The sequence below is a fragment of the Allorhodopirellula heiligendammensis genome (genome assembly GCF_007860105.1).
Lineage (GTDB): Bacteria > Planctomycetota > Planctomycetia > Pirellulales > Pirellulaceae > Rhodopirellula > Rhodopirellula heiligendammensis.
The window spans coordinates 1,377,185-1,402,150 of the sequence record NZ_SJPU01000002.1 but is presented as its reverse complement, the minus strand read 5'-3'; the positions used below and the strand labels follow the sequence as shown (position 1 = coordinate 1,402,150).

Here is a 24,966-nt window from a genome sequence, read left to right as displayed (position 1 = left end):
CCGCTATGTAGATTGACGGGCCGAATGACGGGCGGCCTCGCCCCAGATTGACGAGTAACTTTTCAACCGAACGTTCTCGCTGGTGAGGATGATCGCCAGCGATGCCCATGTTTCAAAGTGGAAAGTCGTCTTCTTCGCTCTGTTGGGAGTAGAGCGGCATGTGGCGGTAGTAGACTTCGAGAATCATCGTGGCGAACGAGGTCACGCACAGCCGACCGGCGTTGGAGACGTGGTTGCTCTCGAAATACCAACTGCCTTTGGAGCCGCCCTCTTGGGCCTGAGTCTCCACCAGCCAGTCCCGCAGCTCGGTGTTGAATTTATCCCATTCTGGGCCACCGGTCTGACGCAGTACCTGGGCAGCGTAGTAGTCGTAGTAGATATCCTTTTTAAGCACGCCGGTCTCAGCGATATCAGCCACACCACGCTGCAATGCTTCGTTATTTTTCTCCCAACCGGTATACATCCGGCATAGCAAACCCACCGCGGTCATCGACGCGTTTAGCTTTGTCTCAGGAGTTTTATATCCATACCTGGATCCACCGTTGGACTGGACCCCATCGAGATACAGCAGTGACCCTTGAATGGTTTTGGGCGGCACCATGAGATGTCCCATATACCCACTCTTGAGGGCCATAATCTGCCAGCCAACGACCGATGTATCTCCCCCGGCGGGATCCTGGAACTTATATTTCCAACCGCCATCACGGCACTGTGCCGCAACGATATAGTTCAGTGCTGCTTGGGTGGGTACCGCTAATGTAGGATCGCCCGTCATAGCGTAGGCCTCGCTCAGTGCGATGGCAGCCAATCCATGCGAATACATGTTGCCTTGGGCCTCGCTCAGGTCCAGCACGGCCAACCCTGCTTTCGTCCCCGGTTTACCGCTGCGCATCAGATAATGCAGACCACGCCGCACCACCTCTTGGTAGTCACCAGATTTGTGAGTTTGCCCGGCACCGAGGAAGGGCAACAGCGCCATTGCTGTTGCGGCATTAAACGCTGATGCTCGATTGGGCTCGCAAGCATCTCCGCAGGCATTGTTGCAGGCCAGGTTGTGAGCAAACGTCCAGCGTCCATCACGCATTTGGTGGAGTGCCAACCATTTGAGCGCTTCGGTGACTGCCGCCTCGCTGGCAGAGTTGCCGCCGAGTTCGCGAAGCAGCTTTTTCTTCATTTGGTCGGATCGACTGTCCATCGCTGAAGCCTGCACCGACGCGAGCGTCTGCAGGCTGGTAGACGTTGGCGCCATTTGCGACGCCAAGTCCGAGATGTCCAAGGGCACTGCGGCAATATCCAGGGGCACATCCACCGAGACCGGCTCGGCCATCTCCATCGCTTCAGCCACCTCGACCGGTTCGGAGACCTCCTCGACAACTTCGATCTCCCCAGGGTCGATCTCGGCGATCGTGAATTCTTCGATCTCTGGCCCCTCCTCGCCCGTCGCGGTCGCCGACAGCACGTTCACCAATTTCACGGGATCGGCGAGCGTGACCAGACCGAGAGCGAGCAGAATGGCAACATGAACGAGCGTGCTGATCAGCCAAGCCGGAGCCTCTTTTAAAAACCCAAACCGCCGCGGTCGCACAAACTCATCGTCGCGTTCATCCGCCCCCTCCTCGGCGGCAGATGCATGCGTCGCGAGAAGCGCATCCAGATCAGGCAGTTCGGGGTCCGTCGTGGTCGACATGGAAGGTTCCGTTGGGAACGGCGAGTGTATGACGTAGGGCAGGAACGAAAGTTTCGAAAACGGCGTCCGCCAGTATAGGTAAATTAATTCCCGTTGACCTGGTTTTCTGGTCTATCCTGGAGTCAAAAACGCGATCACTGGGCGTTTGTACTCAGGCAAGGCAGTGGGGGAATCGACACCACCCGCACTTCGCCCGCCGGAAAATCCACCGATTACAATGTGGGACAACCAGCTGGAGGCAGCCGAACAAGGCTCTTGCCTGCTACCTGCAGAAGTGCAGATCTGCTAGCTTATCGCTCGAATTGATGAACCGATCTGGACCCTTTCCCCACCTCAAATCCCTCGCGAACTATCGATGTCTGCAGACGCCACCGACAACCATCGCATTGCCACGCAAGCTCTCCATGCCGGGCAGGTCGCTGACCCGACGACGAAGTCGCGAGCGGTGCCGATTTATGCGACCACCAGTTACCAATTCGACAGCACCGATCATGCTGCTGCACTATTCGGGTTGACTGAGTTCGGGAACATCTACAGCCGGTTGATGAACCCGACTGTGGACGTGCTGGAGAAGCGCCTCGCGGCAATGGAAGGCGGCGTTACCGGACTGTGCTTTGCCTCCGGCCAAGCGGCGATTACCGCCGCAGTGCTGACGCTCGCCCACAGCGGCCAAAATATTGTCAGCAGCACATCGCTCTATGGTGGTACGTGGACCCTGTTCTCACAGACGCTCAAGAGCCTCGGGATTGAAGTTCGCTTTTTCGACCCCGATAAGCCCGAGGACATCCACAAACTGGTCGACGAAAACACGCGGCTGGTCTACATGGAAAGCATCGGCAATCCACGCAACGACGTCCCGGATTTCAAGGCAATCGCCAAAGCCGCCCACACCGCTCCCCATGGGGCACTGCCGCTGCTCTGTGACAACACGGTGATGACGCCGATGTTACTGCGCCCGTTTGAGCACGGCGTTGATATCGTGATTTACAGCACGACCAAGTTCTTGGGGGGGCATGGCGTGCATATTGGTGGCGCGATCGTCGACAGCGGTAACTTCAAGTGGGCCGACCAGCCCGAGAAGTGGCCTGAGTTCTGTGCCCCATCGCCGTCCTACCATGGCGCGGTTTTTGAAGAGCACCTGCGTCCCATGGGGAACATCGCCTACAACCTTCACATTCGCACCCACTGGCTGCGCGATACGGGAGCGGCGATGAGCCCGTTCGCAGCTTTCCTCACCCTGATGGGCATCGAGACCCTGCACCTGAGAATGCCTCGCCACTGCGAAAACGCCTTGACAATCGCAGAGTTCCTCAATGGTCACGATGCCGTGGAATGGGTGAACTATCCTGGCTTGAAGTCCCACACGCATCACGCCAACGCTGAGAAGTACCTCCCCAACGGCAAGGGTGCGATCCTGGGATTCGGCATCAAAGGCGGCGCCGAAGCGGGCAAGAAATTCATCAACGCCTGCCAGCTTTGCTCGCACTTGGCCAATATCGGTGATGCGAAAACGCTCGTAATTCATCCCGCCAGCACGACACACCAGCAGCTCTCCGAAGACGAGCAGCGACGCGCCGGGGTGAGCCCGGAGTACATCCGCATGTCGATCGGCATCGAGGACAGCGCTGACATCATCGATGATCTGAAACAAGCGTTGGCCGCAGCTACTGCGTAGGTGATGTCTTTGAACGAAGACTGTTCGAGTACCGATGACATCCGCAGTGATGAACCGCTCTCGCACGCACAGACGGTATGGTTCAACCAGCCACTGTTGCTTGAGCGGGGAGGTCAATTACCCAAGATTCGCTGCTGCTATGAAACCTGGGGGACGCTCAATGCGGACGCCTCCAATGCCATTCTGGTCTGCCACGCCGTGTCGGGTGATTCCCACGCCGCACGTCACAACGCCAACGATCAGCCAGGTTGGTGGGATGGTTTGATCGGCCCCGGGATGTCCATTGACACCAACCAGTTTTTCGTCGTCTGCCCGAATGTGCTGGGCGGATGCCGGGGAACGACGGGGCCGGGCGACCTGCGAGCGGAAGATGACTTGGAGTTGGCCACGAGTCCAAACCAACCGATTCCCGGGGTATCCATCAACTCCGACGAGCGTAGCCCGTTGGAGGCAATGAGCCGGCAGGGCGGCGGGGACGAACGCCCGTACGGCGCGGATTTCCCGCGGATTACAATCGGGGACATGGTTGAAGTCCAACGTCGACTCGCCGACCATTTAGGGATTGTGAAATGGCGAGCCATCGTGGGCGGTTCCCTTGGCGGTCACCAGGCACTCCAGTGGGTGAGTCGCTATCCGAACTGCACGCACACATGCATCGCGATTGCGACCTCGCCGCGATTGACCAGCCAAGCGTTAGGGTTCGACGTCATCGCCCGCAACGCGATTCAAACCGACCCCCACTTCCACGGCGGCCAGTATTACGATCGTCCCAATCGGCCCGTCACAGGATTGGCGATCGCTCGCATGCTCGGACACATCACGTATTTGAGCGTCGCGGCGATGGAGGCCAAGTTCGATCCGGATCGACATGACCCGCGTCACATCGCATCGGATTTTGAACAGCGGTTCAGCGTGGGCTCGTACCTCGCCCATCAGGGACAGAAATTCACGACACGGTTCGACGCCAACAGTTACATTACACTGTCCATGGCGATGGACCTATTCGACCTGGGCGGCAATCGCCTGAAGTTAATGGAGACGTTTGACGAATGCACCTGCGATTTCCTGCTGGTTAGCTTCAGCAGTGATTGGCTGTTTCCTCCGGCTCAATCACGCGAGATTGTCAATGCATTGACCGCTCTAGATAAACGCGTGACCTATGCCGAGATCACATCGGATGCCGGTCACGATGCCTTTCTGATCGCCCGAGACATGGCGACGTATGGGCCACTCGTACAGGAACGATTGCGTTCATCGGACACGCACCGAGGCGTGAACCTCTCAGCCGGCGACGCGGTGTCGAAAGGGCAATCACCGGTGCAGCTCACGGTTGCCGAAGAATCCATTTTGGAAATCATTCCGGCCGGCAGCAGCGTGCTTGACCTCGGTTGTGGATGCGGAGAGTTACTGGCAGCGATTCGCGATCGACATGCCGGCACACCGATGCGATTGATGGGAGTGGAGGTCGCTCAGGAGAACATTTTGTCGACAGCAATGCGTGGCCTCGATGTCATCGACTACGACCTGAACAATGGATTGCCTGCGTTTATCGATGACCAGTTCGATGTGGTCGTGCTTAATGCCACCCTACAGGCGGTCGACAACGTTGTCGCGCTCCTCGAGGAGATGCTACGCGTGGGCAAGAAAGCGATCATTAGCTTTCCGAATTTCGCGTACCGAGCGCTGCGAGAAGATTATGTGACTCGAGGACGCTCGCCCCGAGCGGTCGGCGAGTTTGACTTTGATTGGCACGACACACCCAACCGGCGATTCCCCACCATCGCTGACGTGCATGACCTGTTGATTGAGATGGGCGTGACTATCGATCGCGAAATCTACTGGGATGTCAGTCAGGCTCGCCATATCGATGCGGACGATGACCCCAACTTGAACGCCGACACAGCCGTTCTCGAAATTCACCGCTCGTAAATATTTTCCACCCATGCCGGGGGCGGACTCTCAAACGTCAGCGGCACCGGTTTCCCATTGCCTGATTGAGTCCCCACCCCCATCGGACTCGGCGTCCCTGGATGATCGAATCCAATCCGCCAGGCATGCAGGCACATCGGGGGCTGATCAATGCCCAGCGTTTGCGTCAGTCGACCGGTCTGCTGTGTCGTCTCCGCACACGTTTTCGCATAGAACGCATCGCCCACAATGGGAAATCCAATCGCTGCGGCATGCACGCGAATTTGATTCGTCCGCCCGGTAATCGGAACGACTTCGAGCAGCGACGTTCCGTCTTCAAAACGATGGCGACATCGAAACAGCGTTTCAGCGACTTGGCCGCTCGCATGCGTGAGGCGCGCCCCTGCGGTATCCTGCTTGCCAAACTGCTTGGCGTCGCCGATTTCAAGATCGCAGCGATACTCGTGCCAAGGCACATGCCCCTGCACGCGAGCGAGATACAGCTTCGCGACTTGGCGGTTCTCGAATTGCGGCTGCACCCCTGCTGCCGCTGCTGCCGTACGACAGAACACGACCACGCCCGTCGTATTGGCGTCGAGCCGATGGGCGATGCGGAGTGTCTCGTCTGGATAAATTTGAGCCAACAACTTCGACAGTGTGTTGCGATTGAACCGGCCGCTCGGATGGACCGGTAGGGGCGCAGGCTTATCGACGACGAGCAAAGCGTCATCTTCAAAGAGAATTCCGACGACAGCGTTAACGGAAGGCTCCACGTAGCCAGGCATCACATGCAGATAACGCTCCCCGGGGCTCACGCGGTGTTCTGCATCGACGACCTGCCCATCGAGCGTGATTTCTCCGCGAGCAATCCAGTCGAGCCAATTCTGGCGCGATGTTGGTGGATGAAACTCGCCTAGAAAATCGATCAGCGACCATCCTGCATACAATTGCCGCACCCGCATCAGACGCTCATTTCGATACGGTAGACAGCCGGGAAGTGGATCGAAGCGAATTGTTTTCATGCGTTGCGTTTTGGACTGTCGATGGGGCGAGCTGAGACGCGTCCACACTCGAATTGGCGGCGTTGCCCAGGGGCGGATGGCACATGGCCCCCCATCGCGTCGCCCGAGTCGATTGAAATCGCCAGTCCGCTAGCCCGGTTGAGGAGAACTCCCAGATCATCGACGATAGGGAGTCACCGTTCATCTCGCAATATCTCGAAAATGAGTTCTCGCCATGACTATCACCGCTACTGATCTTCGTCCTGTATTGATTGCCGGATCATGGCGTGACGCCACCTCGCAATCGTCGTTCCAGGCCACCGATCCCAACTGCAACGCCACGCTTGAAGCCGCCTTCCCGGTCAGCGACTGGCAGGACTGCGATGCCGCGCTCGATGCCGCGGTCGCGGCCGCTGCCGAGCTGCGGCGATTGCCGGCTGAGAAAATTGCAGAGTTCATGGAACTCTATGCCGATAAAATTGAGGCAGCCAAGGACGCGTTGGTTGAATCGGCCTTTGCGGAAACTGGCCTGGCACGCTCACCCCGATTGGCCGACGTTGAATTGCCGCGAACCAGTAACCAACTGCGTGCGGCTGCTGCGGCGTGCCGCAGCGGGAACTGGGCGCTGCCGACGATTGATACCAAGGCGGGTATCCGCTCATGTTATCGTGCGTTGGGCCCCGTCTGCGTGTTCGGCCCCAACAACTTTCCATTCGCTTTCAACAGCGTTTCGGGAGGGGATTTTGCGGCGGCCATCGCAGCGGGAAATCCGGTCATCGGCAAAGCAAACAGCTCGCACCCAGAAACCACACGCCTACTTGCCGAACTCGCCCACGCGGCAGTGATGGAAAGCGGACTGCCACCGGCAACTGTTCAGTTGATCTATCGCACCAGCCATGCCGACGGCGAACGACTAGTCGCCGATCCTCGCGTGGGTGCGACCGGGTACACCGGTAGCCGCGGCGCGGGTCTGGCCCTGAAGGCGGCCGCCGACAAAGCCGGCAAACCGATCTACCTGGAACTCTCCAGCGTCAATCCTGTCGTCATTACGCCTGGAGCTTTAGCCGAACGCGGTGAGAAAATGGTCGATGAGTTCGTCGGCAGCGCGTTAATGGGTGCCGGCCAATTCTGCACCAATCCAGGGATCGTGATGCTCGTCGCAGGTGCCCAGACGGACGCGTTCATCGATGCCGTGCAAGCTCGCTATGCATCAACAGCGGCAGGCACGCTGCTCTCACCCGCGGTCGCTCGCTCGCTCAGCAAGAGCGTACAAACACTGACTGGTCTGGGGGCTGAACTATTGACCGGAGGTGGCGAGCCTGAGTCCGATCGTTGTGCTGTGGCCAATACCCTGATGCGTGTTGACGGCGGTGCGTTTCTCAACGACCCAGAAGGCTTTCAAACCGAAGCATTCGGGAACGCGTCGCTGATGGTCGTGGCCGACGATGTGCCGCAATTGTGTCGAGCGATCGATTGCCTCGAAGGCAATTTGACCGGGTGCGTGTACTCAAGCGAAGGCGACAGCGAAGAGGCAGAGGTGGAGCAAATCACGTTCGTGCTCGAGCCGAAGGTCGGTCGGCTGCTCAACGACAAAATGCCCACCGGTGTAGCCGTCAGTGCGGCGATGAATCACGGCGGGCCGTATCCCGCCACCGGACATCCCGGGTTCACCGCGGTGGGGATCCCAGCATCCGTGCTGCGATTTGGCAAGCTCACAAGTTTCGACAACGTCCGCCCATCACGCTTGCCTTGCCTGCTCAAAGACGCTGCACCTACTGAACAAACCGTGCGACTGATTGATGGCCAATGGCGTGGCGGCGCAGTGTGATCCCGTCAATCACGGCACCGTCCTTGGGGACCATTGTCTGGAGCGAGTACTGCGATCGGTGATCGAAGCATTCGTTCGACGTCCGCCCTGCTCGTCATTCCTGACTAGTTTGACGAGGCGGCTGCGTCTTGTTTTCTATAAACAGCTCAGGCTCATTTTCAATCGCCAAGTACCGGCGATTGACCGGGAGGTCCGTGTAGGAACTCGTGGTCCCAGAAGGCCAGTGAATCAGAAGCTCAACGATGTTTACTGCATCGCCGATGCCGAAGTTCAATAGCGATTCGTTGCTGCACTGATAGCCATCGCCAGATGTCATCCACTGGGTCCAGACCCCGTCAGCTGTCATCGCTCTGGCTTTTGTACCGATCGCATTGCGTTCACTCGCGGTCGCAACGAGATTAAGTTGCAACCAATTACCTCCGGTTGTGTTGTTCTGCAACAGCGCCGCCGGCGTATCCAAATGCACGCTGACGAGATCCTCTCGCCCGTCGCGATTCCAATCGATTTTAGCGAGCGCACGCCCGAGGCGAGGTGTTTCCCAAAACGAACCGAGAGGCGGCTGCCAGGGTTGGAACCCAGCTGGCCCGCCGCGGAATAGCTGGGCTCGCATCCGATAGGCCGATCCATCAGGAAGCGATGGATAGAGGTGACCATTCATCATTGCAACGTCAGTCCATCCGTCGTTATCAACGTCACATGCCTGAGTCCCCCAGCCGACATTGCTGTACGTGGCCAGATCGAGGCCCTGGTTGAGATATTGATTGCGGAAGATACCGTGGTCGTGCTGCAGGTAGAGTGCCGACGGTTCAGCGGCGAAATTGGTGACGTGTAGATCCAAACGACCATTGCGATCAAAGTCTGCTGAAGCGATGCCCATGCTGCCTTCCGCATTCCCTCGCAACCCGACGGCGCACCCATTTAACTGTGCCGATTCGGTGAGCAAATAGGGTTGCTCAACGTTTGTCGAGAAACGGCTAAGCCAAAGGGAGTTTGGCTCAGTGTCATTGGCTATGTAGAGATCGTTCCCGGCTTCCTCGTCAATATTTGTGATCAGGACGCCCAGACCGTAGGTGGGGTGACAGGCGTTGGCAAAGGGCGTCCACGGCTGCCATTTTCCGTCATCATCACACCGCAGGATTTCGCTGACAGCGGGTTGAAACTGCTGGGGACTGCAGCTCGTGCCCTCCAGCCCCGAGCACGTCATGTCATGGATCCCGGGATCGTTAATGTAATTGACCAGCACGATTTCAGGGACAGCATCACCATCGAGATCTCCACACGCAACCGAAGCAGTCCACGTTCCGGGATCGGACTCACCCAGCGGTTGCCGGCTGAATGTGCCGTCGCCATTGTTCCGCAGTAGGAAATTGGGACCGATGTTCGCGACAACAAGATCCATGAATCCATCTTGATTGAAATCACCCGCTGCGACCCCTTGGGCGTAGCCGATTGCACCGGCATCGCTCGGCAGGGTCACATTCGTAAAATGGTCCCCACCCATGTTTCGAAACAGTTGGTTGGGGAGCGAGTCCGCACCGCCGAGATCATCGCCCCCGCCTTGGCCGAAATAGAGATCCGGCCATCCATCGCGATCAAAGTCGGTCGCCGCTACGCCGGCACCCGTGATCTGAAACATGCGAAGTTGCTCGACATCGCCCCCAGGCTGATACTGAAAGTCGAGCCCCACTTCGTGGGCGATATCCTCAATCGCCACCAACGTCTCCACCGGTGTCCGGTGTATCGGCGGCACTGGCGCGGACCGTTGAATGCTCGCAAAATCCGGCAGTGGCCAATCCTCAGTATCCACCCCGCAGGTCAACCAGTTCGAAGCACGTTCGTTCGGTTCTGTGAGACACGCGAGAAGCACAGACTCGTCGACGCTCTCAGATGATAGTTGCAACCATCGACGAGCTTCCCCTGTCCGCCCCAGCTCCGCGAGCACGGTCACGAGGCGTTGCATCTGCAAAGGGGTTCGCTCAATCCCGGTAATGATGTAGTTCACCTCTTCAAGCAGTTCAGCGCGGTCATTCGCAGACTTCGATAAGTCCGACCTCCCCAGTGCGTCCAGTGAGCGGGCCATGGCGCGAAAAGAAAATCGATCGGTATCGTCGAGCTGGACCGCCTCGGCGAAGCACCGAACGGCAATGTCGTGCTGGCCCCGGCGCTGGTACCAATCGCCCACTGCAAACCAATACTCGGGCTCTTGCTCGATACCGAGCGGCAGTTGACCGATCCAGCTCACGAACGAATCATCATCCTGCAGCAACGCAAGAACACGTCCGGCAAAGGCAGCCTCGGCCGCCGACGGCGACGGCTTGCCTAGCAGTTCCAAAACCATCGCCTTGGATTCTTGCAGATGACCTTCGAACCATTCCAGCTTGGCTAGACAGAGATCACTTAGCGGCAGCTCGACGGCGCCGAGACTGTCCGAATGAATGAACGGATCACTGAAGGCATTCATACCGTACAACTCACTCGGCGTGGCGACTTGAAATCTAGCCAGTGCCCGCATGTGCGGAATGGCCTCAGCCCGGCGGCCCTGGGAATTCAGCAGTTGGGCCAAACGCCGATGGGCAATGACAAAGCGATCTTGATGATTCAAAATCGCACGCAGCTTACGCTCCGCCTCCGTGAAATGCCCCAGTTCCATGAGCCAGTCCGCCGCCATGCCCAACGCAGGCAAGCCTGCCTCGGGATGCGTGGGCGGAATCTGCTCGAGCATCGACACCGCACCGGGCAGGTCGCCCATCGCAGCTTTGCACCGTGCCATCAAAAAGAGTGCCGGCGGGTCATCTGGAGACTGGAGCAGGAGGTGGCGAAGGATCGGCTCGGCATCGCCAAAACGGGCCGCGTTCACCAGCGCCGTCGCCGCTTCGATACTCTGCGGCGTCCCACGATCCTGGGTCACCGTTGCCAGGTCGGACTCGGACTTATTCGCCTGGGGAATCTTCGCCGGCGGCACACTTGGCGGCGGCACACTTGCCGGCGGCGATGAATCGCACCCACACAGGCACATCGCACAAAATATCCAACGAACCGGTACGCAGAATCGACGAAATATCTCATCGTGACCAGGATTCAATCGATGCGTCATTCGTTCGTCGCAGTTACAGATGAGCGGTAGCTTTCACGTCATTGCGACATATTGTCGAGCGACTTGCCGCCCATGTCAAACCGCCGGGCTGGCCATCGGAACACATCCCCACCTGCGAAAACCCCTGCGATCTTCGCTGGAAGCGTGACTGAGTTGATGGAGCTCATCGATCGACGTCAGATCGAGCGATCAAATTCATGCTTGGCTTACAAATAGGCGATTCAACGTTGCAGCCTGATTCGCAGCCGGACCGTCCGCACACGACAATGCGAAACAGCCTGGCTGAGGGGGTTTCGGAGGCAACCGACCAGTTCACGTTATTGGCCCCTACCGCCGAGCATTATCGAGTAAAATTGGGTAGAGTGGAGATCGTTCACGGCAGTCGATGTGCCGATTCGAGGTACCGGCGAGGTCTCTGCTCTCGCCCCCCGCTAGCGTCTCACTTGCGTGTTTTCCCTACGAAATCGCCGTTATCGACACGCCATCCAACTACCTTCGTCCCTCTACAGAGTTTCGTCTCGATGCTTCGATTTTCTGCTGCTACGTTCCTGTTCACAATGGCGTGGACATCAATGTTCGTGCGAATCGCCGCAGCAGAACCGCAGGTCGAGACGGCGACAATCGACTTCAGTCGCCAAGTCCAACCGATCCTTTCGGACCGCTGCTTTCCCTGTCATGGGCCGGACGTCGATAACCAGGACTCTGCATTCCGCGCTGATACGAAAGAGAACCTGTTCGCGGATCTCGGCGGCTATGCTGCGGTCGTGCCCGGCAATCTCGAGGCCAGTGAACTGCATGCTCGGATTCATGCATCCGACCCCGACGACCAAATGCCGCCTGCCGACAGCAACCGGGTCCTCACCGACGCCGACAAGCGCATTCTCGATGCATGGATCGAACAGGGCGCTCCCTACGCGAAACATTGGGCGTTCACGACGCCCAAACGGGAAAGTCCGCCGACGGAGGTATTCCAGCAGCAGGTGAATACTCCGTGGGCACCAGAGACGCGGTCACGGTGGACGGAGCATCCGATCGATGCGTTTGTAGCCCAGCGATTGATGGAAGCGAATTTGTCTCCCTCGCCCCCCGCTGATCCGGCAACGCTGTTGCGACGGGCTGCATTGACGTTGACGGGGATGCTGCCACCGCAAGGTTTGCAGGAGCGTTACCTGGCTAACCCCACCGATGAAGCATACGCAGCCGCCGTTGATGAACTGCTCAGTTCGATGGCCTATGCTGAACGGCAAAGTTTGCGGTGGCTCGATGCCTCGCGTTACGCTGACACGGACGGGTACCAGAATGACGCTGGACGCACCAATTGGCCATACCGAGACTGGGTCACCCAAGCGTTCTACGAAAACATGCCGTTCGACCAATTCACAATCCTGCAGATCGCAGGCGACATGCTACCTGACGCTACCGATTCCCAGCGTCTGGCGACCGCATTCAACCGCAATCACCGTCAAAACGCGGAAGGGGGCGCGCTCGCCGAGGAGTTTTTCGTTGAAAACGTAATCGATCGCGTGGAAACAACCGCCACGGTTTGGCTAGGACTCACCGCAGGCTGCGCACGGTGTCATGACCACAAGTTTGACCCCATTAGCCAACGAGAATTCTTTTCACTCTACGCGTATTTCAACAACATTGGCGAGCGGGGTATCGGCCCGGGCACGAAAGCCAATCCCACGATGCAGGCGTACTCACCACTGGCCAACGTTCCCGACGACTTGCTCGCCAAACGAGAAGCTGCTGAAAACTCGATTGCCGCGGCACGCCGCACCCTCGACCAGCGGATGGAAGCGTGGCGGCAATCGGTGGCCGCTGACATCAATGAGGAGTCCGCCGAGTGGACGGTCGGAAAAATTGGCGCACACGAAGTGCTTGGTCAGGGACGGCTGGACAAGAACGACGACCAGTCGCTGCTGTTCACAGGCAGCGATTCTCGCGAGGTAACCTACCGCGTTGACCTCGATGCGGCTGACCAACCGGTCTCGGCGATCATGATTGAAGCATTGCCGGACGACCGTTTCGCAAAACCACGCCAACTCGCTCCGAGCGTCAATGGAAACTTCGTCCTGACCGATTGGAAGATCCTGCTCAATGAGCAACCGGTGGAACTTGCCTCCATCGCAGCAAGTTTTGAACAACCGGGATATCCCATTACCAATGCCATTGATGACGACCCCAAGACGGGCTGGGCGGTACACGGGGGCGAAACAAAGCCATCGCCCGTCCAGGCGGTCGTGCAGCTTGCCTCGCCGATCACCGTGCAGGCGTCAGACGAATTTACCGTCCAGCTGTATTTTGGCAGTAACTTTGCCGGTCACTCCATCGGCAAGCTCCAAGTGAAGTTATCGAAGTCACCCGGTGGCGGACTCCCCAGGACACTCGGTTTGGACGAAAAGACATGGGCGGCCATTCGCAAGCCTCTCGAGAAGCAGTCCAATCGGGATCGCAAGCAAATTCAGTCTCACTACGAAAAGATCGACGAGCCACTGCGTGCGGCCATTGCTGAAAAAGCGGCTGTGGAAAAGGAATTCATCGATCGTGGCTTCACCCGTGCCACCGTGATGGTGATGGACGAGCAGGAGGGCGAGCGGACACCTGCCTACCTGCTAGAGCGTGGGGCGTACGACGCGCCCGATGAATCCAATCCGTTGCCGCGCGGGGTTCCCAAGGTTCTGCTGGCGAGTGACGCCTCTCCGCAACCCAAAGATCGCCTGGAACTCGCCAAATGGTTGGTCTCTCCCGAAAATCCGCTGACCGCGAGAGTGATCGTCAATCGCATGTGGCAAGACCATTTCGGTACCGGCTTGGTCAAGACGACCGAAGACTTTGGCTTGCAGAGCGAACAACCCAGCCATCCCGAACTACTGGATTATTTGGCGTTCCAGTTCATCGAGTCGGGCTGGGACATGCGCGCCATGCACCGCATGATTATGACCAGTCAGACCTATCGACAATCATCGCACACCAATGAAAAGCTCAATTCGATCGACCCCCAAAATCGATTGCTCGCCAGAGGGCCTCGTTATCGCGGTGACGGGTTCATGATCCGGGACGTCGCCCTGCAAGCCAGTGGACTGTTATCGAAAAAGCTGGGCGGCCCATCCGTCAAGCCGTACCAACCCGATGGGTTGTGGGCGGTCGTCGCAGCGAATGTGGGGACGGAATACAAGATTGATGCCGGCGAGGATCTCTATCGGAAGAGCATGTACTCCTATTGGAAGCGTGCGGTGAACCCGCCCCGCCAAACAATTTTTGACGCAGGAGGCCGCGAAGTTTGCAATGTTCGGGTGCGTCGCACCAATACGCCACTGCAGTCACTCGTGTTGATGAACGATCCCACGTTCATTGAAGCGGCGCGACACTTGGCCGAGAACGCTTTGCAAAATCCTGATACGGAAGGTCGCGATCGATTGGCGAACATGTACCAGCAAGCATTGGCTCATCCGGCAAATGACAACACTCTCGACGTGCTTGAAGACAACCTGAGTTACTTTCGCGAGTACTATGCATCGCGGCCCGAACAAGCAGCAAGTTTAATCTCAGTGGGTGAATCTCCTCGTGACGAATCGCTCGATGCCAGTGAACATGCCGCGCTGACCGCCACCGCACACCTGATCATGAACTTGGACGAGTTCATCTGTATTGAATAGTTTGAGATGGCATACCTGCCGCCCATTCACACCGATTCCTTGACGTACCGGTAACCACTCACATGAATTCTGACTTCGACGATCATCGTCTCCACCTCACGCGCCGCCGGTTCTTTGGTCGCTCGGCATCCGGTATTGGTATTGCAGCCATGGCCTCGATACTCGGGGGCGATCGAGGACTGGCGGCTGGACCGAGCGGCTCACCACCGGAGATACCACCGCCGACAGGGACGTTACGTGATTATCATGTTCCGCCCAAAGCGAAACGAGTGATTTATCTGTTTCAAAGTGGCGCTCCGTCGCAGCAAGAATTGTTTGACAATAAACCTGCTCTGCAACAATACGAGGGCAAGGACCTTCGCGACTACGTGGACATGAACCAGCGTATTACCGGTATGACTGCCGGGCAGCAGTCATTCCCGCTGGCAGGGAGTCGCTATCAGTTTGAAAAACACGGCGAATGCGGGATGGAACTCGGCAGCGAGTTATTGCCGCATATCGCCACTCTCGCTGATGACATGTGCTTGATCCGATCGATGCATACCGAAGCGATCAATCACGATCCCGCGATGACCTTCTTTCAATCTGGCAACCAGCTTCCCGGGCGACCGAGCCTGGGATCTTGGTTGCACTATGGTCTTGGGACGCTTAATAACAATCTCCCTACATTCATCACGATGGTGTCGCGGGGAACGGGGCGTCCGAACTGCCAACCGCTCTATGATCGATTGTGGGGCAGCGGTTTTTTGCCATCCAACTACGCCGGTGTCAAATTGATGAGTGTTGGAGACCCGGTGCTCTACCTGAGCAATCCGGAAGGCTTCGATGGCACAGCACGCCGCCGGATGCTCGACGATCTGGCCAAGCTCAATCAAGCAAAACTCGATGAGTTCGCCGACCCTGAAATCAGCACGAGGATCAAGCAGTACGAGCTCGCGTATCGCATGCAAACCTCAGTGCCTGAGCTAACCGAGTTTTCCGATGAGCCTCAGCATGTCCTCGATAGCTACGGCCCGGATGTCATGAAGCGGGGCACGTACGCCTACAACTGCCTGCTCGCCCGGCGACTCGCTGAGCGCGACGTACGATTCGTGCAACTGTTCCACATGGGCTGGGACCAGCATTTTACATTGCCGAAACAGCTGCCTGGGCAGTGCCGCGACACGGATCAGCCGACGCGGGCGTTGATCAATGATTTAAAACAACGCGGCATGCTGGACGACACGCTCGTGGTCTGGGGTGGAGAGTTCGGGCGAACATCGTATTGCCAGGGCGCACTGAACGCCGAGACCTACGGCCGTGATCACCACCCCCGCTGCTTTTCATTGTGGATGACAGGTGCTGGGATCAAACGCGGCTTGACCTACGGAGCGACTGACGAGCTCTGCTACAACATTACCGAAAACCCAGTTCACGTACATGATTTGCACGCGACGATGCTACACTTGCTCGGCATCGACCACGAGCGTTTAACCTATCGTTTTCAAGGCCGTGACTTTCGCTTGACGGATGTGCACGGCAGTGTCGTCAACGATATTCTTGCATGAGCTTATCACTGGATCGGCCCCGGGCGATCGCGTGGATCGCCCGGCAAGTCAGCTGCCCTCGAGAAAGTCTATTTCAAGACTGCGGCGGCTGGTTCGCCCTCTTTGGTCAGGTTTCCCGTTGACCAAAGCAATCCACGTACAACGAGGTCCATGTACCTGGCATCCGCGACGGTTTCGTTTTGATGGCCCAGCGTGGTGCTGAAGATTTTGGTCTTGTTCGGGCCGTATTCGCTCGTCCACACGACAACAGACTCGGCCACTTTGCCCTTTGCGTCTGGGTTTTTCTTAAGCTGTGCTTTATTAGGAGGAACCGTTTGCTTGCCAGATGCCAGCGCTGTCGTACCGTCGAAAACACGAACGTTGTTGTATAACTCTTCGTTGATCGTCGTCCAGTTTTCGAGGCCTCGGGTAATCGGGTTTTCGGTGAAGTTCACCTCGATTGGAAATTTGGGGCCGTGGCCGGTCGACTGCAATCCGATCATCTCGTACCAACCCGCGTTGTCAGCACCGGGTTCGACAGGATCTCGAAAATCTCCCCAGCGATAGCTGTGCATGGCGCAGTGTAGGTTCACCGCCGGTGTACCGTTTCGATGGGCCGCGAGGATCCGCTGAACATAGGCTTTGTCGGTCACATCGGCTGAGCACTCATCGTGCACGACAACGTCGTACCCTTCCGCCCAATCGTCGGATTCGTAGATTTCAAATGTCGCTCGCGTCGTATGGTCAGGATTGAACGCGACGGTCACTTCAGCGTTCATCCGTGACTCAATACCCTCTTTGAGCAGCTTTGACTGAGTCTCGTAATCGTGACAACAGCCGCCTGCCACCAGCAGCACCTTCAGGGGAGATGAGCCAGTGGCCGCCTCCTCAGCGGTGGCGACGCTCGAACCGAGCAATGACAGAACGGCGATCGAGAGCAGCCAGGGAAGAGAGAGTTTCATATTCGCAAAAGAGATGGGAGGAGAGGATTTACGTGAGATGGCAAGCCCACGCTCCGACGAACGTGTGCATACTGGAAACGAAGAATTGATCTTTAGAACAGACTGGACTGACCGAGTACCGCGTCGACGGCCTGTTCACGCGTGAGCTGATCATCAAGAGATGATAACCGATCGTCAACAGGCAGTGATGCATCATGAGAACCACCCGCAGCAACCGGCTGCGGCAACGGTTCAGGTGCTGCCGCATTATCAACCTCTCGATTGAGTTCGTTGATCACTTGCAGCGCATCGAGATCGGTAACGAATCCATCGCCTGAGACATCGAGGTACACCAAATCACTCGAAAGACTTCCGTTGGAGGCAACCGAAGCACTGGATTCGTTGAGGAAGTTGATAATTCGGAGTGCATCGAGTGATGTTACTTCGCCGTCATTGGTCACGTCGTAGGGATTCACCGAATTTTGCAGTGGTGAAACCGGCAGAGTGAACTCGTGATCGACCGATAGCGGAAATGGGCCGACTTCCAGGGCCCGGATGACGAGATCGACGTCACCGCGAACCGCACTGCCAGGCCGGCCGACCAACTCAAGCGTATCGGGATTGAACGCCAGCCAACTGGGCAGCTTTAATTTTACTCGCCCGCCATCATCGAGAACCAAATCACCATTCTCGTCGCGAACCTTTTGACCGATTCGCAGTAGAAAATCGTCGCCCTCAGGATCCTCCGCAATGTTCTGCGGAACGGTCAACCGGAATGTAGTACCGGTCACGACGCGTTCCCCATCAAAGGTATTCGCAAGTATGGCTTGATTGAATAACGGAGGCTCGTTGACTTCGTTCAATTCGATCTGAACATCGACGGGTTGGACGGTCGAGCTATTGCCATCGGAGACGCGTAGCTGCAGGTCGAGTGTCGCCGGGTCAATCGCTCTGAAGGCAGCGAGACTAAAATCGCCGCGTACCTTCAACAAAAATGGATCGAGTTGAGAGACCGGCTTGTGGGGTGCGTTGGACGCGGATTCAAACTCAAAGAACTGCTGCGCAGTACCACCGATAATCTCGATCGACAGACTGCTACCCAGGATACCAGGATCGGGATCGACGACCCCGATGCGTCCGACTTCGTCACCAGGGTTGGGCACCTCGGAAACAAAAATTTTCTGCGTCGTCACGTAGGCCGGTTCGTTCACATCCCCCACGTACACACGGAAGGGCTGTGTGGTGGTAGGCAGCTGTCCGGTCCGATCAACGACTTCGAAGGTGAGGTCGTGTAGCGGTGCCGATTCGTAATCAAGGGTCACGCCATCGGCTAGTTGCAAGCGACCGGTCAGTGGATCGAACTGGAACAGATCCGAGCTCGGACTGGGTGCAAGCTCGAAGGCGTAATCGGCGTTCAAACCCTCTGGATCGACAAGGGACAGTGTCGCGATGACCAGGCCAGGCTGGTTTTCACTCGCGGGACTATTCTGATTGCTGTGCCGATTGAGCACTGCAGGCTCATTGACGTCTTGCACATTCAAAACAATCGTCGACGTGGTCGCCAGTGGCGGACTGCCGTTATCACTGACCGAGATATCAAACTGAATGCGTGGCGCGGTTTCAAAATCCAAACTCTGCCCAGGGTTGAGAACAACTTTGCCCGCTGGCGTGATGGATATCAAAGAGCTTGGATTGACGAGCTGGAACGTATGGTTCTGACCGTCGTCAGGATCCGTGACAGTGAGTGACGCCAACTCGCCGGTCGATGACTCAAGCACGTTAAAGGCCGTTGTGACCACCTGCGGCGGGTCATTTTCATCCGAAACACGAATAATTTTGTCAGCAATAGTGACCCCCGGTGTCGCATTATTATCACTGACACGAACGCGAAGCACCAACAAACTGGTGGATTCAAAATCCAGTGGGGCGGTCAAGCGAACCACGCCGGTGAGCTCATCCACCGAGAAGAACGACGAACCGTCGTTTTCAAAGAAGTCATCAGGGGTACTCGGAATCACGGTATAGGTGAGCTGCTGATCCGCATCAGCGTCGGGATCAATTGCATCGATGCGACCGATCACTGTCCCGGTCGTGGAGCCCGCGATCGCGTCTTCGGAGACGGAGAGTTCAGCGTCGGAGATCACCGGCGCTTCATTGATATCGTTGAGTTGCAGTGTCACGCGAGTTGTTGCACTGGCACCGAACTCGTCCGTCGCACGGACCGATAGCACTCGAACGGGCTCGGTCTCAAAATCCAAATCAGCGTCAGCGGTCGTACGAATCTCGGCGGTGAAGTCCGGTAGCGTGACCAACTCCAATCCGGCGCTGTTACCGCCGACAAACTCGTACGTCAAGCCGCTGTTGTCAGCATCGAAACCGTTGACGGCCGCCACGAAGCTGCCCACTGATGGGTTCTCGTCCATAGTGACGACCACGTTCTCGCCATCGGGAAACGAGGGCGGGGTGTTGGGGCGAAACTCACTATTGAAAAAGTAGTTTTCATACTCCGTAATGAAAAACGGGTGCGTCGAGGTGGCGAGCAGGTTGGCAACTTCGGCAGTGCCCGCAACGGCAAGCTCGTAGTTACCTGGGAACAGACCGCTGATCTCGTAGATGCCATTCTGGTCGGTGATCGCGGCCGGTTCGGGTTGCAAGTAACTGAACGAATCAAAACTCGCCAGGAACGAGCTCGCGTTGAGACTATCGTCCCCATAAGCTTCGACGCGCACGATCTGCTCGCCGGGCGCAGACACCGTGACGGTGCCCCGGCGAGTACCACTGACAGCGGAACTGAGCGAACTAGCCACCAGCTCGCCAGCGGCGTTGTACGCATCCAGCCGCCCATACGCAAAATTAAACGCACTTGAATTAATAACGTCAATCGAGGCCGAGCTGATGGGGCGAAAGAAATCGAATCGCAGGTGCCTGGAACTGTAGAACCAATCAATCGCACCGTCGCTAAAAATGCGATTGCCGACGGAGCGACCGGCGACACGTTGGCGACGTGAGACCACGTCATCGTCAATAAAGGCACCATCGATCGTATCGACCGTGATTGTGACTCCGTCGAACTCCTGCGTTAATGAGTACTCGGCGTCACTCGGGATCGGATTGCTAATGTCGAAGGGCGGCGCGGCATCGTCGGGCTCAACAACATGCAGGATATTGTCGCGAATACCATTGCCATTGGTGTCCACGAACACCGTGACACCTTCGGCAGGCAGCGTCGTGTCCGGTGGTGTGCCATTGGCGATATCGCCGTTGGAGGGCAGCAGTGAAATCCTCCCCCGGACACCGCCCACGAAATTACTGCCGCCTAGGTTATCGAGCGCATGATCGAACAGAGCGGGATAAGAAACCTCGTTACCATAAAATTCCAGCAGCCCCTCCGCGTCGGCATCAACGCCGGATGATCCTGCCGCGACATCCTGCACTGAGCCGGATACCCAGTCGTCGTAATCGCTACCGATCGAATCTCCAATGCGGCCGACGTACCCATAGCCATCAAACGAGACGATCGTTTGACCTTGGCTGTTTCGCTGGACGACCGGGTGACCGCTACCAAAATCTTCGACAAAGATGATCGGTGCATAGGATGTCTCGCTCAACGTAAAATCATGCATCGCCACGGCATCATAGGTGTCCCAATCGGAGGCCGGGCTGTCAGCATCAATGAATCCATCATTGTTGGCATCAATGTCATCATTGACGACGGGGGGAGTATCCGACTGAATGAGGAAATAGCTGGCGTCACTGAGGACAGCATCTAATGATCCGTCAGCCTGATTGCTCGTAAAAATCCCACCGGGCAGTCCATTGAATCCCGACACATCACTCTCCAGCACGTTCGCCCCGACAGCGATGTCATACGTGTTGAGTCCCTGCAGAAGCACCAGGAATCCGTTTTGACCAAAGGACTGACCGCTTAAGTCGATGACTGTGTTGATCTGACCAAGTTGGCTGGAATATTCTTCAACGACGACGAAGTAGGTGCCCGCAGGCAGCACTTCGTTGGGTTTTCCTCGGAGCTCAATATATTGGTCCGACGTACGCGACACGTCGGACGAGTAGCGGCTTTCGACCAAGATTTCATTGATTACGGGCGAGTCAAATTGCCCTTCGTCGAGTGCGGGTAAGGCTCGCACCGGCAACGTTTGAGCGGGCAGATTCGCGAACATTGGATCCGAATTCGCCGCATCCACTGTCGCCGTCAAGGTACTTGGCGTGATCACCTTGACCATGTTAGCGAGATCAGGCGTCAACCTCACGCGGCGGGGTGTTGCCCAATCGTCCGGCGTGAATGTCAGCTGGTCAACATCGAGCAACACGCCAGGATCACCACCCAAACCACTCGATAGCGAGAGATTGAGTGTCACATCGGAGGCGGGCTGACGATTCAACGTGACTTCGACAAAGTCCTCGTCGATTGCTCCACCCACCACGGTGGCGCCTTCTTGGCCGAGGGAGCCCGCCCCGGTCAAGGGCTTACTCGGCACCAAACGAAACCCAATCACATCGGGGGCGATCGCAAAATCAACGTTGTTGCGAGATTCAAACTGAGTCAGCGTGATGTCGCGGGCATTGTTGCCAATCGCGCTTCGCGTCAGTGCCACCGGGCGAACCGGCTCGTTGACGTCAATCGAGGCCCTCACCACCGCCGTCTCGACGATGTTGGGAACTGCGTCGGGAATCTCTACCAGGAGCGTCGCAGTGCGATCGTTGTCGTCGGCATCAAACATCCACACATAGGATGATGTCGCCCGTGGCCCACTTGGAAGAACGCTCTCCAGTTGGTCGGTCGTCGCCAATGCCATGGAATTTGCATCGATGCCAGTGAAACTCGCCCGCGCGACCGTACGCCCAACACCATTCAGGTCAAAGGCAAAAAACTCGTCATCGCTGTTGTCAAATCCGATCACGCGCCGATTGACAGGGTCGAATACTAAGTCGCTAACCGAACTCAGGCCTGAGTAACCGTTACCAATCAGCGTCGTCCGTGCGGTGTTAACATCAATCCGCGCAAGGACGCGGTTGGTCGCGTCGGCACTGCCGCGTACCAGCGTATAAACGGTGTTGCCGACCCGGTCGTATGCTAAGCCGCCGACGATATCCAGATTGGATTCGGCCACACGCGAGCGTTCACCGGTGAACGGATCGACTCGAAATACCTCATTGCTGCGGGTGTCGATTCCGATCAGCGAATTGTCACCAATTTGAACCAACCCATCCATCCGATTGCTCGTCGGCTGACCAATCGACTGCACCTCGCCATCCGCGTTGACTTTGAACAATTGTGCGGCGCGGAAGTAGTCGCCACTGTCGTCCTGAACGACCGTGTCGTTCCAGCCGAACGTGACTGAGGGCGATGTTTGCACAAATCCGGGCGCGGGGCTCACCCGCACTTGATAGTCACCCGCCACCAGCGTCGGAAACGAATAGAAGCCGTCGACATCCGACAACGTCGATGGTTCGGAAGAGTCCAAGGTCCCATTGGAGTTTTGATCCAAGTACACACGGACGTCCGAGGCACCGGTTTCATCGTCCTGACGCAGGCCGTCTTGGTTGGCATCGAGAAAAACCTCTCCCGTGACAACCGCCATCAGATGGCGTGCCTCTAGTTTTTCGACCTGCACCCGTCGCTTCCCAGCACGCCGATGTGAGGTGCCCGTGACCGATCGAGCCAAGGCCCGGCGACGCGCCGCAGGGGTAAGCCCACTGGCAGTTTCGTCGGTGCGAGAGCCAACCAACCAATCTCGCAATGGAGTCGAAGTGAAGCGTTTCATAACGAAAAAAGTCCAAAAAGCGCGCGGCAAAGTCCAGCGACCAAGCGAAAGGAAACCCTGACGAGCCAACTCTCCAAACCAACACCCCACCGGGTGGTGTGATTTTTTGGATGCTCAGGTCGACGGAAGATCCCTGTCTATAAATTAAAAATAACTGCTAACAACCAGCCCAGGAGGGAGCTCATCGCCACCGTAACGGCGGTCAGCCCCCATATCGGACAGGCCCCTAAGCCTCCTAGGATAAATATCCGGAGCATCCGTCACAACAGAAAAGAACGCTATTTAACGAACAATCGTATTAGTAGACGCTAATTTGCGGTCCGATTAGACGGGTTTTCGCCGTTGTACCTCGTCTGGAGTGATCTCCAAAGCTGGCCTAGCCAGGTGGACGATGCCTACAATCTGCTGTCCCGCGATTCGGCCCACGAGTCGGGGTTCATTTTGCTGGAAAGGGTCTCGATGCCGAGCTGGAACCACATGCGTCAACGCACCACCACAACCGCACAAAGCCATCGATGCGGCTCGGGCTATCGAAAACGTTCTACCGCTTTCGCAGCAATCATGCTCACCGCCCTAGGTGCGATTCCCTGTGAACGGGCATCGGCCCAGGAGACTGGTACCCCGTTCTCGCGAATCGGCCCCATCAATACCGACGAATCGTTCTACCAGCCCGGACCGTTTCCCCGGACCGAGCCGGTGCCACGAGCTACCCTCGGAAGTATCCCCGGACGCAGCCAAGCCGACGCTCAGCGAGACCAGCTGTACAGCGAACTGGCCGAAGAAGTCGCTCAATTTGACCGTTTGGGGAATTTGGTCCGGCATGTGTCCCAACTGGTGAAACCCAGCGTGATCCATATCGAAGCTCACAAGGTAACGGGTAAGGGGCCTTCATCAGAGTCATACGACGAAGCCGGCAGCGGCGTCGTACTGGAAATTTCCGGCGAACGCTGGGTAATGACCAACCGTCACGTGATCCACGGCGCGACCGTGGACCAGATCACGATGCGTACTAGCGATGGGCGACGATGGAGCCCCGAACGGATTCTGATGGATGCGAGCACCGATGTGGCGGTCATGAAATTAGCCGCGTTCTCAGGATCATCCCGCGAAGGCGGCAGTCGCCCGCTGGCATCCCCACAATCGCTGCCCCCAGCGGCTCGGTTGGCCGATAGCAATCGCGTTCAAATCGGTGACTTCGTAATCGCGATCGGCAGTCCCTTCGGCCTCAGTCATTCGGTCACCTTCGGTATCATGAGCGCAAAAGGACGACGTGATTTATCGTTAGGCGAAGAGCGCATCGACCTCCAAGATTTCTTCCAGACCGATGCTGCGATCAATCCAGGTAATAGCGGCGGGCCCTTGCTCAATCTTCGTGGTGAGGTGATCGGGTTGAACACAGCCATCGCCAGCAGCAGTGGTGGCAGCGAAGGCATCGGATTTGCAATACCAATCAATATGGCCGCGCGGGTTGCCGAAGAACTCATCGCCCATGGGCAGCTGCGACGCGGCTATCTCGGCGTGACCTTGGATCCCGAGTTCGCTGCCACCGAGTTCCCCACCGCCGCGGGTCAATACGCGTCAATGAAGGTCAGCCCCGACGCGGCGATCGACGTGTACCGAGACAACGAGCTAAAATTTGGCGGAGCCCGCGTCAAGAACGTCCGGGCGGGCTCGCCTGCCGAATCCGCCCGACTGCAGAAAGACGACATCATCTTGCAGTTTGACGGCTATCGCATCGAAGATGACGACCACCTCGTCGCCCGCGTGGGCATGGCACCCACCGGTCAGCCGATTGAGATGGTGATTCTTCGCGATGGCAAACGATACCGCACCGAAGTCACCCTGAAGCAGATGCAGTAGCGGA

The 24,966-nt window shown here is 57.3% G+C and carries 12 protein-coding genes; 6 read left to right on the top strand and 6 right to left on the bottom strand.

All coding sequences use genetic code 11. The features are described 5' to 3' along the window. Positions 1–112 precede the first annotated feature (112 nt). On the bottom strand, positions 113–1,687 hold the full coding sequence (locus tag Poly21_RS15600; protein ID WP_146407864.1) for a prenyltransferase/squalene oxidase repeat-containing protein: 1,575 nt from the start codon (positions 1,685–1,687) through the stop codon (positions 113–115). Between the two features lie 355 nt (positions 1,688–2,042). Here Poly21_RS15600 and Poly21_RS15595 point away from each other — a divergent pair, with 355 nt between their 5' ends. Next, positions 2,043–3,362, top strand: a complete 1,320-nt coding sequence (locus Poly21_RS15595) for an O-acetylhomoserine aminocarboxypropyltransferase/cysteine synthase family protein (RefSeq protein WP_146407863.1) — start codon at positions 2,043–2,045, stop codon at positions 3,360–3,362. Positions 3,363–3,365: 3 nt separating this feature from the next. Then, positions 3,366–5,291, top strand: coding sequence for a methionine biosynthesis protein MetW (metW, locus tag Poly21_RS15590; RefSeq protein ID WP_146407862.1), 1,926 nt, complete (start codon positions 3,366–3,368; stop codon positions 5,289–5,291). Here metW and Poly21_RS15585 read toward each other — a convergent pair. Continuing rightward, positions 5,279–6,292, bottom strand: a complete 1,014-nt coding sequence (locus Poly21_RS15585) for an RluA family pseudouridine synthase (RefSeq protein ID WP_146407861.1) — start codon at positions 6,290–6,292, stop codon at positions 5,279–5,281. The genes metW and Poly21_RS15585 overlap by 13 nt on opposite strands. A gap of 214 nt (positions 6,293–6,506) precedes the next feature. On the opposite strand from Poly21_RS15585, the gene Poly21_RS15580 reads away from it, so the two are divergent. After that, positions 6,507–8,099 carry an aldehyde dehydrogenase (NADP(+)) gene (locus tag Poly21_RS15580; RefSeq protein ID WP_146407860.1) on the top strand — a complete coding sequence of 531 codons (1,593 nt, stop codon included), beginning with the start codon at positions 6,507–6,509 and terminating at the stop codon, positions 8,097–8,099. Positions 8,100–8,193: 94 nt separating this feature from the next. Here Poly21_RS15580 and Poly21_RS15575 read toward each other — a convergent pair whose 3' ends face one another. Together Poly21_RS15575 and Poly21_RS27595 are read right to left on the bottom strand one after the other, a co-directional pair. Beyond that, positions 8,194–11,193, bottom strand: a complete 3,000-nt coding sequence (locus Poly21_RS15575) for a CRTAC1 family protein (RefSeq protein WP_146407859.1) — start codon at positions 11,191–11,193, stop codon at positions 8,194–8,196. Positions 11,194–11,231: 38 nt separating this feature from the next. Beyond that, on the bottom strand, positions 11,232–11,360 hold the full coding sequence (locus tag Poly21_RS27595) for a hypothetical protein (RefSeq protein WP_302119095.1): 129 nt from the start codon (positions 11,358–11,360) through the stop codon (positions 11,232–11,234). A 354-nt stretch (positions 11,361–11,714) separates the two neighbouring features. Here Poly21_RS27595 and Poly21_RS15570 point away from each other — a divergent pair, with 354 nt between their 5' ends. Further along, a complete protein-coding gene (locus Poly21_RS15570; RefSeq protein WP_302119093.1) occupies positions 11,715–14,852 on the top strand; it encodes a PSD1 and planctomycete cytochrome C domain-containing protein in 3,138 nt (1,045 codons plus the stop codon). Between the two features lie 62 nt (positions 14,853–14,914). Further along, positions 14,915–16,399, top strand: a complete 1,485-nt coding sequence (locus tag Poly21_RS15565) for a DUF1501 domain-containing protein (RefSeq protein ID WP_146407858.1) — start codon at positions 14,915–14,917, stop codon at positions 16,397–16,399. A 68-nt stretch (positions 16,400–16,467) separates the two neighbouring features. On the opposite strand, the gene Poly21_RS15560 is transcribed toward Poly21_RS15565, so the two are convergent. After that, positions 16,468–17,340 (bottom strand): ThuA domain-containing protein, encoded by an 873-nt coding sequence (locus Poly21_RS15560; RefSeq protein WP_146407857.1) that lies wholly within the window; start codon positions 17,338–17,340, stop codon positions 16,468–16,470. Between the two features lie 92 nt (positions 17,341–17,432). After that, a complete protein-coding gene (locus Poly21_RS15555; RefSeq protein ID WP_146407856.1) occupies positions 17,433–23,102 on the bottom strand; it encodes a cadherin domain-containing protein in 5,670 nt (1,889 codons plus the stop codon). A 561-nt stretch (positions 23,103–23,663) separates the two neighbouring features. On the opposite strand from Poly21_RS15555, the gene Poly21_RS15550 reads away from it, so the two are divergent. Continuing rightward, positions 23,664–24,962: a S1C family serine protease gene (locus tag Poly21_RS15550; RefSeq protein WP_302119091.1), complete on the top strand. Its 1,299-nt coding sequence runs from the start codon at positions 23,664–23,666 to the stop codon at positions 24,960–24,962. The last annotated feature ends 4 nt before the right edge of the window (positions 24,963–24,966 follow it).

What these genes read in the sequence shown, in the direction of transcription:
- Poly21_RS15600 (WP_146407864.1), bottom strand. Translation starts at nt 1,687, where the DNA reads ATGTCGACCACGACGGACCCCGAACTGCCTGATCTGGATGCGCTTCTC.
- Poly21_RS15575 (WP_146407859.1), bottom strand. Translation starts at nt 11,193, where the DNA reads ATGACGCATCGATTGAATCCTGGTCACGATGAGATATTTCGTCGATTC.
- Poly21_RS27595 (WP_302119095.1), bottom strand. Translation starts at nt 11,360, where the DNA reads ATGAGCTCCATCAACTCAGTCACGCTTCCAGCGAAGATCGCAGGGGTT.
- metW (WP_146407862.1), top strand. Translation starts at nt 3,366, where the DNA reads ATGTCTTTGAACGAAGACTGTTCGAGTACCGATGACATCCGCAGTGAT.
- Poly21_RS15595 (WP_146407863.1), top strand. Translation starts at nt 2,043, where the DNA reads ATGTCTGCAGACGCCACCGACAACCATCGCATTGCCACGCAAGCTCTC.
- Poly21_RS15580 (WP_146407860.1), top strand. Translation starts at nt 6,507, where the DNA reads ATGACTATCACCGCTACTGATCTTCGTCCTGTATTGATTGCCGGATCA.
- Poly21_RS15555 (WP_146407856.1), bottom strand. Translation starts at nt 23,102, where the DNA reads ATGAAACGCTTCACTTCGACTCCATTGCGAGATTGGTTGGTTGGCTCT.
- Poly21_RS15565 (WP_146407858.1), top strand. Translation starts at nt 14,915, where the DNA reads ATGAATTCTGACTTCGACGATCATCGTCTCCACCTCACGCGCCGCCGG.
- Poly21_RS15550 (WP_302119091.1), top strand. Translation starts at nt 23,664, where the DNA reads ATGCTCACCGCCCTAGGTGCGATTCCCTGTGAACGGGCATCGGCCCAG.
- Poly21_RS15560 (WP_146407857.1), bottom strand. Translation starts at nt 17,340, where the DNA reads ATGAAACTCTCTCTTCCCTGGCTGCTCTCGATCGCCGTTCTGTCATTG.
- Poly21_RS15585 (WP_146407861.1), bottom strand. Translation starts at nt 6,292, where the DNA reads ATGAAAACAATTCGCTTCGATCCACTTCCCGGCTGTCTACCGTATCGA.
- Poly21_RS15570 (WP_302119093.1), top strand. Translation starts at nt 11,715, where the DNA reads ATGCTTCGATTTTCTGCTGCTACGTTCCTGTTCACAATGGCGTGGACA.